This is a genomic window from Pseudomonas fluorescens, assembly GCF_000730425.1.
GTDB lineage: Bacteria > Pseudomonadota > Gammaproteobacteria > Pseudomonadales > Pseudomonadaceae > Aquipseudomonas > Aquipseudomonas fluorescens_X.
This window is the reverse complement of record NZ_CP008896.1, coordinates 516120-529572: the sequence shown is the minus strand read 5'-3', so window position 1 is coordinate 529572 and position 13453 is coordinate 516120. Positions and strand designations below refer to the sequence as shown.

At 57.6% G+C, this 13453-nt stretch carries 15 protein-coding genes; 10 read left to right on the top strand and 5 right to left on the bottom strand.

Features of this window, described 5'->3' with window-relative positions; genetic code table 11:
- Window positions 1–20 precede the first annotated feature (20 nt).
- From HZ99_RS02215 to HZ99_RS02205, 3 genes are all read left to right on the top strand, one after another.
- Complete coding sequence (locus HZ99_RS02215; RefSeq protein WP_038441038.1) at window positions 21–206, top strand: hypothetical protein; 186 nt, start codon at window positions 21–23, stop codon at window positions 204–206.
- Window positions 207–742: 536 nt separating this feature from the next.
- Window positions 743–1378, top strand: a complete 636-nt coding sequence (locus HZ99_RS02210; protein ID WP_080727767.1) for a fimbrial protein — start codon at window positions 743–745, stop codon at window positions 1376–1378.
- Window positions 1379–1544: 166 nt separating this feature from the next.
- On the top strand, window positions 1545–1826 hold the full coding sequence (locus HZ99_RS02205) for a hypothetical protein (RefSeq protein ID WP_038441036.1): 282 nt from the start codon (window positions 1545–1547) through the stop codon (window positions 1824–1826).
- Window positions 1827–1835: 9 nt separating this feature from the next.
- On the opposite strand, the gene HZ99_RS02200 is transcribed toward HZ99_RS02205, so the two are convergent.
- From HZ99_RS02200 to HZ99_RS02185, 4 genes are all read right to left on the bottom strand, one after another.
- Window positions 1836–2066, bottom strand: coding sequence for a hypothetical protein (locus HZ99_RS02200; protein ID WP_038441033.1), 231 nt, complete (start codon window positions 2064–2066; stop codon window positions 1836–1838).
- A 73-nt stretch (window positions 2067–2139) separates the two neighbouring features.
- Window positions 2140–2991 carry a c-type cytochrome gene (locus HZ99_RS02195; RefSeq protein ID WP_404942447.1) on the bottom strand — a complete coding sequence of 284 codons (852 nt, stop codon included), beginning with the start codon at window positions 2989–2991 and terminating at the stop codon, window positions 2140–2142.
- A 68-nt stretch (window positions 2992–3059) separates the two neighbouring features.
- A complete protein-coding gene (locus HZ99_RS02190) occupies window positions 3060–3710 on the bottom strand; it encodes a c-type cytochrome (RefSeq protein ID WP_038441024.1) in 651 nt (216 codons plus the stop codon).
- Between the two features lie 181 nt (window positions 3711–3891).
- Window positions 3892–4242 carry a hypothetical protein gene (locus tag HZ99_RS02185; protein WP_029294633.1) on the bottom strand — a complete coding sequence of 117 codons (351 nt, stop codon included), beginning with the start codon at window positions 4240–4242 and terminating at the stop codon, window positions 3892–3894.
- Window positions 4243–4456: 214 nt separating this feature from the next.
- Between HZ99_RS02185 and HZ99_RS02180 the strand changes: the two genes are divergently transcribed.
- From HZ99_RS02180 to HZ99_RS02165, 5 genes are all read left to right on the top strand, one after another.
- Window positions 4457–4759, top strand: a complete 303-nt coding sequence (locus HZ99_RS02180; protein WP_003173824.1) for a DUF1883 domain-containing protein — start codon at window positions 4457–4459, stop codon at window positions 4757–4759.
- A gap of 29 nt (window positions 4760–4788) precedes the next feature.
- A complete protein-coding gene (locus tag HZ99_RS28925; protein WP_181883275.1) occupies window positions 4789–4956 on the top strand; it encodes a hypothetical protein in 168 nt (55 codons plus the stop codon).
- A gap of 32 nt (window positions 4957–4988) precedes the next feature.
- A complete protein-coding gene (gene alkB / locus HZ99_RS02175; protein ID WP_038441019.1) occupies window positions 4989–5657 on the top strand; it encodes a DNA oxidative demethylase AlkB in 669 nt (222 codons plus the stop codon).
- Between the two features lie 87 nt (window positions 5658–5744).
- Window positions 5745–6821 (top strand): bifunctional DNA-binding transcriptional regulator/O6-methylguanine-DNA methyltransferase Ada, encoded by a 1077-nt coding sequence (gene ada / locus HZ99_RS02170; RefSeq protein WP_051903006.1) that lies wholly within the window; start codon window positions 5745–5747, stop codon window positions 6819–6821.
- A gap of 82 nt (window positions 6822–6903) precedes the next feature.
- On the top strand, window positions 6904–7974 hold the full coding sequence (locus HZ99_RS02165) for an NAD(P)H-dependent flavin oxidoreductase (RefSeq protein ID WP_038441017.1): 1071 nt from the start codon (window positions 6904–6906) through the stop codon (window positions 7972–7974).
- Here the strand turns inward: HZ99_RS02165 and HZ99_RS02160 are convergent.
- On the bottom strand, window positions 7971–11726 hold the full coding sequence (locus HZ99_RS02160; RefSeq protein WP_038441015.1) for a hypothetical protein: 3756 nt from the start codon (window positions 11724–11726) through the stop codon (window positions 7971–7973). The genes HZ99_RS02165 and HZ99_RS02160 overlap by 4 nt on opposite strands.
- 319 nt (window positions 11727–12045) lie before the next feature.
- On the opposite strand from HZ99_RS02160, the gene modA reads away from it, so the two are divergent.
- Both modA and modB read left to right on the top strand, forming a co-directional pair.
- Window positions 12046–12768, top strand: coding sequence for a molybdate ABC transporter substrate-binding protein (modA, locus tag HZ99_RS02155; RefSeq protein WP_235205590.1), 723 nt, complete (start codon window positions 12046–12048; stop codon window positions 12766–12768).
- Entirely contained in the window at window positions 12769–13449 is a 681-nt protein-coding gene (modB, locus tag HZ99_RS02150; RefSeq protein ID WP_038441011.1) for a molybdate ABC transporter permease subunit, read from the top strand.
- Window positions 13450–13453: the final 4 nt, after the last annotated feature.

Genomic DNA, 13453 nt, shown 5'->3' with positions numbered 1-13453 from the left:
GACCACGAGATTGTCAATCGATGTCAGAACCCAAAGGCGTAAACGGCTACCTGATCACTAAACGAGCAGATGGCTGGCACCTGATCAATTTTCACGGAGACAGCGTCGCCGGGGCATTCGCCGCCGAAAGCCAGGCTATTGCGGTAGCCGAAGTGTTTGTGGACGAAGCCGGTCACGCATCGAGCAAAAGGCCGAAGGGGAAGTAAGCCTCTGCGACACCCAAAAAAGCCCCGTTGATCGGGGCTTTTTTGTGTTCGCTATCCCGACCTGCCAACCCGTCGGGGCCACCTCACACTGCTACCAAATGCACGTTGATAAAAACGCTCAACGCTGGACAAGTCGAGTGAAATAACTAATTTCCCGAAACGGCAAATTAGTTGACAAGGCCTGACAGGCACTATTTTTTTAAAAAATAGCCAGATTCCTATAGCAACTTCCTGCCCCCCCCCCCACATAAAATCATGTAGCCTGATTTTTATAGCCATTTTTAAAATTAATGAAAATTAAATTTAAAACTGCACTGTTACCTCTCGGCTTATTCGCAGGTTCGATTTCCACAGCTCAAGCGGCGGATGGAACCGTTACGTTTTTGGGATCGGTCCACTCGGGTGCCTGTTCTCTTAAATCTGATATAGACAGAAAACAACCTCAGGCAAACCTCAACTCTCTTCTGGATGACTTTTAAAGTGTCGGCTGATGCTCGCTGGACGGTGCCTGGATGGAGAAGCAACGAGATATCAACATGAAACGACGACATACAGCCATTATGCTTTTCGTACTGATGTGCGTTACGCCGATAGCGAGAGCGGTTGATTGCCGTGTAAATGGCGGAGCGTGGGTAACTTTAATCGGTAGCGGCACTATAAACCTGGAAGTTCCCGTAAACGTGCGACTGGAAACGGACCAGCCCTACATCTTGCTCGAAGGGGCGAGACTCGCAGTCAGGTACATTGCCAATAACAACTTCACTGTCTCCCCGTCCACCTGCACGATCAACAATAACAATCCGATCAAGATCGACTTTGGCGATGTACACCAAAGGGCAATCGGTACGGATCCACTCACTACCACCGTCCGCCGTGACCGCCGACTCACATATGCATGCCCGGATCCGGGGATTACTACACCCATCACCATTACTTACAAAGGCATCCCATCGTCGTTCAACGCCAACCTCCTGACAATGACCAACCCGGATGTCGGCACGGCACTCTTACGTGGCGGGGCTGCTGTCCAAGTAGGCAGTTCATTCCTATTACGCATTACCGATAGCGTAGGCGGGGATGATGTGACGTTCGCACTCGTTCGGCGAGCCGGATCCCTTCCGACTCCCGGTGCGGTCAGCGGAAGTGGCGTGCTCGTGATGGGTGTGCCGTAACCTAATGGCGACAAGGCGAAGGCGAAATCATCCCGTGGCATCCTGAGGCTTGCGCAGTCGCAGATACTATTTCTGCGAGTACCCACTGGCAGTCCGTTATACTCTGGCATCAACGCCCCACGACAGTGTCAGCGCCCCTCCAACACCCTCGACGACGACCCAATTCATGAACAAAATCCTGGCACTGACTTCGGTACTGGCGCTTGCCGGCTGCACCACCACGTCCGATACCTACCTGAAAAACGGTGAGCAAGGGCTAACCATTGATTGCTCGGGCGAGGCCAACTCCTGGGCCAGTTGCTATGAGAAGGCCGACGCCTCTTGCGCGGGCACCGGTTACCGCATTGTTGGCACCGAAGGTACGCCGGCCTTGAAGGAAAGTGACAAGACCCTGGGTGCGGATGTCGGCAACTTCAAAAGCCGCAGTGTGGTGGTGGTCTGCAAGTAACCTGGGTGGCTACATGTGAATCTCGGCGAACTTGATCCCCAGCCCACGGACAGTGTCGATCAGGTCATCCAGACGCTCAAAGGACTCGACCTCATCCTGGTCATCCACCAGGAAAAAACTGCGTCCCCCGCTTTTCTTGAAAAATACGATCCACTCCCCGGAGTTGGCCGGATTTTGAATCACATGGGTCGCAGAGATGTGACCCTCTGCATGCCGCTCTTTGACACGTTCACGTTTCATGACTGACTTTCCAAAATGACAATGCCGCTGAAGCCTGAGGTTTCAGCGGCATTTTTTATGGGCAGCCAGTAGTTTAACGGATGCCTTGGCCAATCAGTACGCCATCTACCGTTTGCCCGTACAGGTTCACGCCGTCGTTGGCGTGGAACTTGACGCGGGTTTTCTCCACCGAGCCGTCTACCAGACGCGGGTCTTGCGGACGTTCATGGCGATTGACGTAGGCTGCCACATCCCAGGCCTGCTGATCGCTCAAGCTGCCGCCCTTACCCAGTGGCATGTTGTGCTTGATGAAGGAAGCTGCCGTATTGATTCGGTGCATTCCGGCGCCCCAGTTGTAGGAATCCCTCCCCCACAGCGGCGGCATCACATAGTTGTCGCCAACCTTCTGCCCCTGGCCTTCGGCGCCATGGCACACCGCACACTGTGCCTTGTACACCTCGGCACCCTGGGCCAGGCTATAGCCCTTGGCCGGCTGCGGCACCTCGGGGTAGCCGCGCCCCGGCAACTCCACGCCCAGTGGCGCCTTGCTCGCCAGCCAGTAGGCATACGTCGACAGCGCGGTAATCTCATGGCTGTCCGCTGCTGGGGGCTTGCCGCCGTTCATGCTGAACTGGAAACAACCCTGCAAGCGCTCGGCAAAGGTGTTGACCTTGTCATTCTTCTTTCGGTAAGCCGGGTACATGGGGTAAGCACCCCATAGCGGCGCCGAATTGGCCAGGCGCCCCTGATCCAGGTGGCAGTTGCTGCAATTGAGGCCGTTACCGACAAACTGCGGCGCCAGGCGCTTGGTGTCGACAAACAACGCATAGCCCTGCATCACCAGCTTGCCGTAGGCGTTGTCGGGCAACTCACTTTCCTGGGGCGGCTGGAACGCCGTGGCAGCAGGCACCGCCGTCGGTACCTGCAATTGCGACTGATCTTCCATGGCAATCGGTGCCGCCAACACCGGCACACAGATCAGCGCAGCCAACACGGGTACAAATGACAGGTTCTTCATGGCTTGACCTCCTGGCCAGGCAAGGAGGCGAAGTAACTGGCGATCCCCTGCACTTCATCATCCGTCAGGGATTTGGCCACATGCCCCATCAGGTCATTGAGGTCATTGTGCCGGGTGCCATTGCGCCAGGCATTGAGCTGGGCAGCCAGGTAGGCAGCCGATTGCCCGGACAGCGGCGGGAACGCCTCGCCAACACCGACACCCGACGGGCCATGGCAACTGACGCACGCTGGAATCTGCCGCTCCCAGGCACCTTGCAATGCCAGTTTTTCGGCGGGATGGGAGGGAATAGCACCACGATGGCCGCTCTCTACGACTGGCGCGGGCATCGCCGCCAGTGTCTGGCTCACTGCCGCGATTTCTTCCTCGGTAAGCGCCTTGGCCAACGACGTCATTACCGGGCTGCTCCGCGTCCCACTGCGAAAGTCATGCAGTTGTTTGCTCAAGTAAACTGCCGACAACCCCGCTAGCCTAGGGAAGCCCGCGACGGCCAAACCCAGACCATCGGCCCCGTGGCAGGCCATGCAAGCTGCCGCGCCGGGCTGCGCGCCACCTTCACTGAACACTTTTTTGCCCTCCAGCGCCTGCGCGCTGCCGAGCATGAGCAGCAAGGCGCCACCCATCAACACTCTCTCCACAGACATCATCACGACTCCATTTTTATAGTTATATGCTTAGACCTACAATGCATAAGCCTACAAATGGTAGGGTAATGAGCTGACAGTCACAACCGCCACGTAAGATATTTCAGACAATAAAAACCCGGCACTGCAGCAGCAGGCCGGGCTTCCTGATCGGAGTTGATCGCGTATGAGCGGCGCCGTGAACTCAGCCGGAAATGCAGTCTTCCGCAGCTTTTTTCACGTCACCCGGACGAATCGGCACATTGGACATGCTCTCATAGAGCTTGATGCTGCTGCCGCTGGAGCGATCTTCAATCTCAAAAATGGCCGATGGGTCAGCAGAAAATTTCTGCGGCACAATTACCCGCACGCCTTCCTTGTGAGGCTCGATCTGCGACGGACGACGGGTCGACGACAGCTTTTGCACGACACACGCCGCATACTCCTGCGGTTTTTTCCCGGAGATAACCGCCAGGGTTGGCGGTGTCTGCTTGATGTCTGAAACCGAAGCACACCCACCAATTGCCAGGGCCAGAACCAATACACTCCACTTCATACAAAACCTCCGATAAAGATCCTACGACAGCGGAGATGGTATTTTTCTCCCGCCAACGTAGGATTTATCCCTGATATATCGGTAAATAACTGTTTTAAATTGTCGAAGACGTCGACGACGGCCCGATAATAAACGTGCTGGGGCTGATAAACTCCATCTTAACCTACGTATCGTTCTGATTTTTCAGAAAAAGCCCTTCTGGAGACACCCCCTCATGAAATTCATCCACCAGCGCGAACACTTGAACGAAGGGGACATTGTCGTCATTGAATGCTCGCAGACCTGTAATATCCGTCTGATGAGCGATGCGAATTTTCGCAGCTTCAAAAACGGTGGCCGCCACACGTATCACGGTGGCGCATTCGACAAGTTCCCGGCCAAGATCACCGCGCCAAGTACCGGGTTCTGGAACATTACCCTGGATGTGGTGACGCGCCGTGCCATCAGCGTTACCCGTAAACCGGCCTTGTCCCATAAAATCCGTATCGTTCGCCGTACCAGCACCAAACTCAGCTGATTGCGCTGCCCCAAGCCACAGGAATGACCGTGACTCAAACCACCAAATACGTCATCAAGTACAAACTCAACGGTGAACGCCGCTTCGAATTTGCCCAATTGCACGCGGCCAGCATCGAAGAAGCCCAGGCGGCCTTGGCGAAAATTCATGATGCCAGTGACGAAATCACTGAGATCACCGTGAGCAAGGCCCTGTAAAACCATCACCAGCACCGGAGTGATTCTGCGACATGGACCCTCATTCCACCGGCGATCTGTTCAGCGACGAGGCCTTGCAACAACCGGCCCGTCGCGAGCAAGTCGGCGAACAATCCTACGTCCTCAGGGGCTATGGCCTGCCCTGGCTTGAGCGGCTATTGCCCGAGTTACGTGCAGTCCTCGCCCAAGCACCCTTCCGGCAGATGGTTACCCCCGGTGGCTTTACCATGTCGGCGGCATTGAGCAGTTGTGGTGAGTTGGGCTGGACCACCGACCGCCAGGGTTATCGCTACAGCCCCCTCGACCCCGAACGTCAACAACCCTGGCCAAGCATGCCTGCGGTGCTGCGCGAGCTAGCGGTCAACGCCGCCAGCGCGGCCGGCTTCGACGGTTTTGCACCCGACGCCTGCCTGATCAACCGCTATGTGCCGGGCGCCAGGATGTCCCTGCATCAGGACAAGAACGAACGCGACTACAGTGCCCCAGTGGTCTCGCTGTCTCTGGGGCTGCCGGCGGTGTTTCTGTTTGGGGGCCACCAACGCAGTGACAAGACGCAGAAAATCTCGCTGTTCCATGGCGATGTGGCGGTATGGGGTGGTGTCGATCGCCTGCGCTTTCATGGTGTGCTGCCAATCAAGGACGGCGTGCACCCGCGCATGGGGCCACAGCGGATCAACCTGACGTTTCGCACGGCCGGCTGACCCCGGCGAATTCAACCGCAAGCAACGGAGTGTCCGGGCGCTACCCCGTGATTATCCTGGCCACTGATCCATTGCCGAGCTAATGCCATGAGCACTGAAGATGACCTGCGCTGGGCCGCCATTGTCGCCCGTGACCCCAAGGCTGACCAATTTTTTGTCTACGGGGTCAAGACCACCGGCGTGTATTGCCGTCCCAGCAGCAGCGCACGCCAGCCACTGCGCAAGAACGTCGAGTTTTTCGACACGCCGCAGCAAGCCGAAGCCGCCGGATACCGGCCCAACAAACGCACGTCGGCCGATCAGACCCAGGTCGCGCAGCGCCATGCGCAGTTGGTTGCCGCCGCCTGTCGACACATCGAACAGGCCCAGACCCCGCCCTCCCTGGAAGAACTGGCCAGCGGCGCCGGGTTGAGCCCGTTCCACTTTCACCGGGTATTCAAGACCCTGACCGGTTTGACGCCCCTGGGCTATGCGCGCGCCCATCGCTCACGCAAAGTCAGGGCCCACCTGCAGGACAACCAGTCGGTGACCGATGCGCTATACGACGCGGGTTTCAACTCAAACAGTCGCTTCTACGCATCTGCCGACCAGTTGCTCGGCATGAAACCCAGCGACTACAAGGCCGGAGGCATCCATAACGATATTCACTTTGCCGTCGGCGAGTGTTCCCTTGGGGCGATTCTGGTGGCCCAGAGCAATCGCGGAGTTTGCGCGATCCTCTTGGGCGACGATCCGGACCAGTTGGCGCGCGATCTGCAGGACCAGTTCCCGCAGGCCAACCTGATTGGTGCCGACCCGGATTTTGAACAGTTGATTGCCCAAGTGGTGGGGTTTATCGAAGCGCCAGCTCTGGGCCTGCACCTACCGCTGGACCTGCGCGGCACCGCCTTTCAGGAAAGGGTCTGGCAGGCGCTGCGGGAAATCCCGGTAGGCAGCACCGCCAGCTACGCCGAGATTGCCAAGCGCATCGGCGCACCCAGTGCCTTTCGTGCCGTTGCCCAGGCCTGCGGCGCCAATAGCCTGGCGGTGGCGATTCCCTGCCACCGCGTGGTGCGCAGCGATGGCCATCTTTCGGGTTACCGTTGGGGCGTGGAGCGCAAGCAGCAGTTGCTCCAGCGCGAACGCCACACGTTGCATGAACAAGCGTGCGCGTCCAGTGAATAATACAGACTGGCCTTGCCCCGGGCGCACCTGCTAAAAATGCCCGACAGCCTTCCTGAACGTTCCACCCCTGGAGAAGCGATCCATGAACACTTGGCCAGATACCCGCATTCTCGACCTGCTGGGCATTGAACTGCCGATCATTCAGGCGCCCATGGCCGGCAGCACCGGCCCACAGATGGTGATTGCCGCAAGCCAGGCCGGCGCTCTGGGCTCCATGCCGGCGGCCACCTTGAGCATCGAACAACTGCGCCAGGCGCTAACCACCATTCGCCAGGCCAGCACTCGCCCGCTGAACGTCAATTTCTTCTGCCACCAGCCGCCGGCCCCCAACCCCGAGCGCGACCGCCGGTGGAAAGATTTGCTGGAGCCCTACTACCGCGAGCTGGGTGCTGACTTTGACGCGCCCACTCCGGTCTCCAACCGCGCACCGTTCGACAAGGCCAGTTGCGAGGTGGTGGAAGAGTTCCGCCCCGAAGTAGTCAGTTTTCACTTCGGCCTGCCGGAAAAAACGCTGCTGGACCGGGTCAAGGCCACCGGCGCTAAAGTATTGTCGTCGGCAACCACCGTCGAAGAGGCCATCTGGCTGGAACAGCATGGCTGTGATGCGGTCATCGCCATGGGTTACGAGGCCGGGGGGCACCGTGGAATGTTTCTCAGCGAGCACCTTAGCAGCCAGATCGGCACCATGGCCCTGGTGCCTCAGGTGGTGGATGCAGTCAAGGTGCCAGTGATCGCTGCCGGCGGGATCGGTGACGCACGTGGGATAGTCGCTGCGTTCGCCCTCGGCGCCTCAGCGGTGCAAATTGGCACCGCGTACTTGTTCACGGCCGAAGCCACTGTCACGCCCTCCCATCGCCAGGCACTGCACATGGCCAAGGCAAGCGAAACGGCGTTGACCAACCTGTTCACCGGTCGGCCGGCACGCGGGATCGTCAATCGGGTAATGGCCGAATTGGGCGCAATCAATCCGGCAGCGCCGGCCTTCCCCCTCGCTGGCGGCGCGTTGCTGCCCCTGCGGGCCAAGGATGAAGCGGGCTTCAGCAGCCTGTGGGCAGGCCAGGCGGTTGGCCTGAAGCACCAACTGTCGACAGCGCAATTGACCCGCCAACTGGCCACGCAAGCGTGCAGCCAACTGACCCGCAAAACTGTCTAGACAACTGCCAGCTCTGTGGTTTCCAGACCGCTGAGCCGACTCTCGTGGGAAAGACTAAGGACGCAGAAGCGCTGCTGCCGCAATGCGCTGATGCCGTACATAATCCGTGCAAACAGTTCGTTGCTGTCACCATAGGGCTGACAGGTCATGATGAGGGCGAAAAGCCCCTCGGCCTGGTGCACCTGCGGCATCCCCTGGATAAACCGCAGGCCTGTAAGGAACAGGGTCTGACCGCTGGTGATCGACAAGCGCTCATAGTTGGCATGGCGCCTGTGCTGAGTCTGGCGTTCCTTGCCGCTGGCAAGGGCCACATGCAACAGATCCAATGCCGCCCTCTGGTAGATATCACTGTTGGCCTGGTCGCCCGAGACATAACGTTCGATCTGTGCCTTCAACTGCCCTCGCCAGGTTTCATCCACTTGATCTGCCCGGGTGGCGATCCAGTCGACACAATCAGCCATCGCGTTTTGCGCGGTGGAGAACGGACTGTCCACGCCGACCTGCAGCGCATCGAGGTGCAACAACGCACCACGCACCAAATCTGCCTCTTCAACGACAACCCCGTCCATGAGCTCGCGATACCCTTCCATCGCGTCAGTGCGCCAGGTTTGCAAATAGCCCAGCAGTTGGGAGCGCAACCCACCAATACCATCGACCCCGATACTACTGCGCAGCAGCTGCTCAGGCTCACTGATAAAACTGTTGAGCGTACTAACCTGCATCAGCAGCTCATCCTGCCCGAACGGGGCCGGGCCGCTCTCGATAACACTGGGGATGGGTACAGGAATGCTGGAATGCTGTAGGAAGACGCCGGTCCAGAGCCGCCTCAGTTGCTGTTCCAACAGGGGAATAAACCGTGAAGGCAAGGAGATCAGGCGATAATTCCCCGTATTGAAAAAGTGCCCCCAACTGACACCCAGAGCAAACAACGCATCAATCTCATAGCTGGCCATGGCCAAATTATCGTAGACCTTGCAGACCACCAGTTTCTCCCGCAGGCCCACCAGAGAGCGCAAGTACACCTGCCAACTGTCGAATGTTCCAAAGTAGGCGCGCCCTTCAGCGTTCGGGGCCGAATGTCTTATCGTCATATCCAGTACGCCGACATCACCGTTGTTCCTGACAGACAGAGCAAAATGACCTCGCGGAGCGTTATCGTTGAGCTCGGAAAAGATCAATATGCCAATCATCTGGACGCCCCAGGATTTGCCCTGCAAATAGTCTGCGCACTGTTGCGATTCGATGTAACCCGAGGGGCTCGAAGCTCTTATTGCATCGCGCAGGACAGGCAGCCCGATGCCATCCCGGTAGGTCTTTTCCAGCCGGTCGCGCAACTCGCTGACGCTGTCGGGGCTGGGAACAAACAGGTCAGACCCACTTTCCAGCTCCAATTTAATGGGCGAATCCGTGACGTGATGTCGGACAAAGAAGGGAACTATTGTTTTGCTCGCCAGGGTCGATTGCTTCAATACCACCCGCATTTTGTTCCTGGCCAGGGCTATATCTGCGCCCAGGTCAACCAGTCCTAACAGCACACCCAACTTGCATTCCTGGACGTAGGCTGCGTAGTCGTGGGGGCGATCGGCCTCTTGTCCCAAAAAATAGCTGACACTGGCATCGCCCATGTTCGCTATCAACCGTGCACCGCCTGCAAGGAGTAACGCACCCACTCCCGACAGGGGCCCTACAGCCGCGATCACCAATCCGGAAACGGCGCGCAAGGTGGTCTTGAATAGCCGCGCCTGGTCCCTGCGACGTTCTTCATTGGAAGAAAACACCACATAGTTCATCTGCTGTTTGAGCTCATCAATCGCCGCCTCCAGCAAAGAACTGTTGATATTCTCTGTCTCGCGAAAAGACACCGGTTCTGCTGGGTTGCGGCGGTAGTGATAGCCATACCGGTTTTTCTTCGGAAAAAAGTCGCTGCGGGTCGTGTTGGCTTTTTCCGGAAAAGGGAGGTGGTTTGTCATGAACGCCACCAACGCATCGCTGGGTTGGCCAGGTACGGTACTGGGCTCCCACTTCACCCATGGCTGTTCTTCCATGTTCAGCGATACCAACAAGGCTTTCTGCGAGCTGTGCTTGAGCACGATGATGTTGGGTATTACTTTTCCGTGGAACAACAGCAGGCGAGGCTTCAATTCGCCATGCAAAAAAGCAAATGCACACTCTCGTAATGCTGAGTCCTGTGCCTTGTCAGCGGCCAGGAACCTGCCGACTCTGACCCTGCTCAACGCACTACAGGTGTCATTGAACAACTGTTTGTACTGCACGGCGTTAAGCAAGTTGTCGATATCGGCAAAAAACTCACTCAACAGGGTATCCCTCAACCCGGCCAGCGCCTTTACTTCAGCTTCGGAAAGTATCTGGTTACGCAGTTGCACAGCTGCCAGCGTTTCCTGCAAGAATGCAATGCGTTGGGGCTCGCCAACCATTATCTGGTTAAACGAAAAGTACCGGTATCGCGGCGGAACATACGCGGTGAAGTTCGGCGAATAGACCGGATACCCCGCCTGGTACTTGTACCGGAAAGCCGTCTGAGCCCTGAAGTCCTCCTGGGTTTGCTCAGGCAAGCCGGACTTCGCCAGGCTGCGGTCGATAAGTGTGCGCACATAACCGGTGGTCAGCTCTACGGTTCCAACCCCTGTCATCAGAGCATCCCACTTTTGCCATGACTGTATGGCCACGGGAAGGGGCTGGCCCGGGGCAAGGTCTACCGTCCATTGCGCCATTTCATAGGGTAACAGGCGAACATCAACCACTATCTGCGTGGCATCGCACCGGGCGAACCAGTGGTTCTGCTGATTTCTGACCGGCTTGACCACGCCCTCTTGATTCAAGACGCCATACAGCAACCAGGGACAGCGGTAACTGAGGTAGATCCCGACGTAATACTGCCACTGATCCTTGCGCCCAAACTTTGCTGGGACGTTGATTACATACCTTGATTTGCGTGACTCTCCCGGGATGTTGCTCAGCATGACTTCAACAATCTGATCGGACTCCATGTCATCGTCAGGCAGCTGCAGGGTATATGCCGACCAACGCGGATAAATGCTGATGTCCACATCCAGCACCTCCTCATCGAAACGTTTGAGCCACAGTTGGTTATCGGCAGGATCAGATGAATAGCTGTAGCGATCACCGCTCCTCACCCCTATGCGCATGCCAGGCCATTCACCGCTGATCATTCTTGGCCACCGGCTGGCGCCCAGTTCAGTGGGCAAAACCTCAAACCAGATCTCAGCCAACAAGCGCTTACTCACCCCCCAGACCGACAGCAGTACAACCTCGGTTTTGAGCAGTGCTCTGTCTGGCAAATCCAGGTTATGGCGGACTAATTGATTCACGGTGTGCTGGCCGCTGGAGCGGACCCGGCTCATGAAAAACTTCGCAGCCGTCAACTCCCGCGCCAACGCGCCGTAAAATTTGGGCATTTGCACGGCCGCCTCAACGTTACCGTCCATTTGCGCCTTGCCATAAAAGCTGCACCAGGGGTACCGGTCATTGAGGATGTGCCATAAGGCCACCTCCTCTCGCACCACAATCGTCGGGGTGCGCTCCTCCCCCTCCTCAGTACCGTCAAATATCCGGAACTCCACGGGCAGCTTTGACTGGGTTTTAATTAAATGCTTGGCATTGAGGTCAAGCGTCGAATTGTCGAGAACACGATCAAGCCAGCGTTGTACATAAGCCTCGCTACTGCCCTGTTCATCAGCTTTTCTATCGATGTAGGCATATTCCTTTTCCATGTAGCTCTCCCTTGAAGCTCTTTTCAGGGCGGCAATTACCCCAGATAAGGCCCAATTATCAGCACATGCACCGCTTTAAGCTGTAAGGACAGGTTTGAGGAGAGAAGAGAAAAGTCAGCGCGCTACACCGCACAACTCCCGAGGCCCGAGGCAGGTCCAGCGAGTTGATTCTTCTTGCCATTTTTGCGCTATATACTTATACATACAACGCCTGAACACAGAGCGTTGCTTCCGTGTCAGACCCGTTGAATCCCCCCCTCTCGCGGAGCCGCTCATGATGTTCAGTACCCCTCGCTTTATCCCGACGTGCCTGGCCACAATGGTTGCCGTGTTCGTCACCGCAATGGCCCAGGCCGATGAAGTCCAGGTGGCGGTCGCCGCCAACTTCACCGCACCGATCCAGGCCATTGCCGCTGACTTCGAAAAGGACACGGGCCACAAATTGGTCGCCGCCTATGGAGCAACCGGGCAGTTCTATACCCAGATCAAAAACGGCGCACCGTTTGAAGTGTTCCTCAGCGCCGACGACACCACCGCGCAAAAACTCGAAAGCGAAGGCGACACCGTCAAGGGTTCACGCTTTACCTATGCCGTGGGCACCCTGGCGCTATGGTCGGCCAAGGAAGGTTATGTGGATACCGAGGGCGCAGTGCTGAAGAAAAATGAATACCAGCACCTGTCCATCGCCAACCCGAAAGCAGCCCCTTATGGCCTCGCTGCCACCCAGGTGCTGGCCAAGCTGGGCCTGACCGATCAGGTCAAGAGCAAACTCGTCGAAGGCCAGAACATCACCCAGGCCTATCAGTTTGTTTCCACTGGCAATGCCGAGTTGGGTTTTGTCGCCTTGTCGCAGATCTATAAAGACGGCAAAGTCAGCAGCGGCTCGGCGTGGATCGTACCCGGCCAGATGCATGACCCGATCAAACAGGACGCGGTGATTCTCAACAAAGGCAAGGACAACCCGGCCGCCAAGGCACTGGTCGACTACCTCAAGGGCCCCAAAGCCGCTGCCGTTATCAAATCCTACGGTTATCAACTGTAAATGCCGCTATCGAGTGCCGATTTCTCTGCCATTTGGCTAACCCTGAAACTGGCGTCGCTGACCACGGCCATCCTGCTGGTCATCGGCACTCCTATTGCCCTGTGGTTGTCGCGCACCCGTTCCTGGTGGCGCGGCCCCATCGGCGCGATCGTCGCCCTGCCGCTGGTGCTGCCACCCACGGTCATTGGCTTCTATCTGCTCCTGACCATGGGCCCTCATGGCTACCTCGGGCAGTTCACCCAATGGCTGGGCCTGGGCACCCTGACCTTCAGCTTCGCCGGCCTGGTGATTGGCTCGGTGATCTATTCCATGCCGTTTGTGGTGCAACCGTTGCAAAACGCATTCTCGGCCATCGGCAGCCGTCCCCTGGAAGTCGCCGCCACGCTGCGCGCCAATCCCTGGGATACATTTTTCACGGTGATCCTGCCGCTGGCCCGTCCCGGCTTTATCACCGCTTCGATCCTCGGGTTTGCCCATACCGTGGGCGAGTTTGGCGTGGTGCTGATGATCGGCGGCAATATCCCCGACAAGACCCGCGTGGTCTCGGTGCAGATCTACGATCACGTCGAAGCCATGGAATATGCCCAGGCCCACTGGCTGGCCGGGGCGATGGTGGTGTTTTCTTTCCTGGTGTTGCTGGCGCTCTACTCCAGCCGTAAAACCAAAGCGGGCTGGAGTTGATGTC

What these genes read in the sequence shown, in the direction of transcription:
- HZ99_RS02205 (WP_038441036.1), top strand. Translation starts at nt 1,545, where the DNA reads ATGAACAAAATCCTGGCACTGACTTCGGTACTGGCGCTTGCCGGCTGC.
- ada (WP_051903006.1), top strand. Translation starts at nt 5,745, where the DNA reads ATGAGCACTGAAGATGACCTGCGCTGGGCCGCCATTGTCGCCCGTGAC.
- modB (WP_038441011.1), top strand. Translation starts at nt 12,769, where the DNA reads ATGCCGCTATCGAGTGCCGATTTCTCTGCCATTTGGCTAACCCTGAAA.
- HZ99_RS02200 (WP_038441033.1), bottom strand. Translation starts at nt 2,066, where the DNA reads ATGAAACGTGAACGTGTCAAAGAGCGGCATGCAGAGGGTCACATCTCT.
- HZ99_RS02215 (WP_038441038.1), top strand. Translation starts at nt 21, where the DNA reads ATGTCAGAACCCAAAGGCGTAAACGGCTACCTGATCACTAAACGAGCA.
- HZ99_RS02185 (WP_029294633.1), bottom strand. Translation starts at nt 4,242, where the DNA reads ATGAAGTGGAGTGTATTGGTTCTGGCCCTGGCAATTGGTGGGTGTGCT.
- alkB (WP_038441019.1), top strand. Translation starts at nt 4,989, where the DNA reads ATGGACCCTCATTCCACCGGCGATCTGTTCAGCGACGAGGCCTTGCAA.
- HZ99_RS02195 (WP_404942447.1), bottom strand. Translation starts at nt 2,991, where the DNA reads ATGGAAGATCAGTCGCAATTGCAGGTACCGACGGCGGTGCCTGCTGCC.
- HZ99_RS02160 (WP_038441015.1), bottom strand. Translation starts at nt 11,726, where the DNA reads ATGGAAAAGGAATATGCCTACATCGATAGAAAAGCTGATGAACAGGGC.
- modA (WP_235205590.1), top strand. Translation starts at nt 12,046, where the DNA reads ATGGTTGCCGTGTTCGTCACCGCAATGGCCCAGGCCGATGAAGTCCAG.
- HZ99_RS02190 (WP_038441024.1), bottom strand. Translation starts at nt 3,710, where the DNA reads ATGATGTCTGTGGAGAGAGTGTTGATGGGTGGCGCCTTGCTGCTCATG.
- HZ99_RS02180 (WP_003173824.1), top strand. Translation starts at nt 4,457, where the DNA reads ATGAAATTCATCCACCAGCGCGAACACTTGAACGAAGGGGACATTGTC.
- HZ99_RS02165 (WP_038441017.1), top strand. Translation starts at nt 6,904, where the DNA reads ATGAACACTTGGCCAGATACCCGCATTCTCGACCTGCTGGGCATTGAA.
- HZ99_RS02210 (WP_080727767.1), top strand. Translation starts at nt 743, where the DNA reads ATGAAACGACGACATACAGCCATTATGCTTTTCGTACTGATGTGCGTT.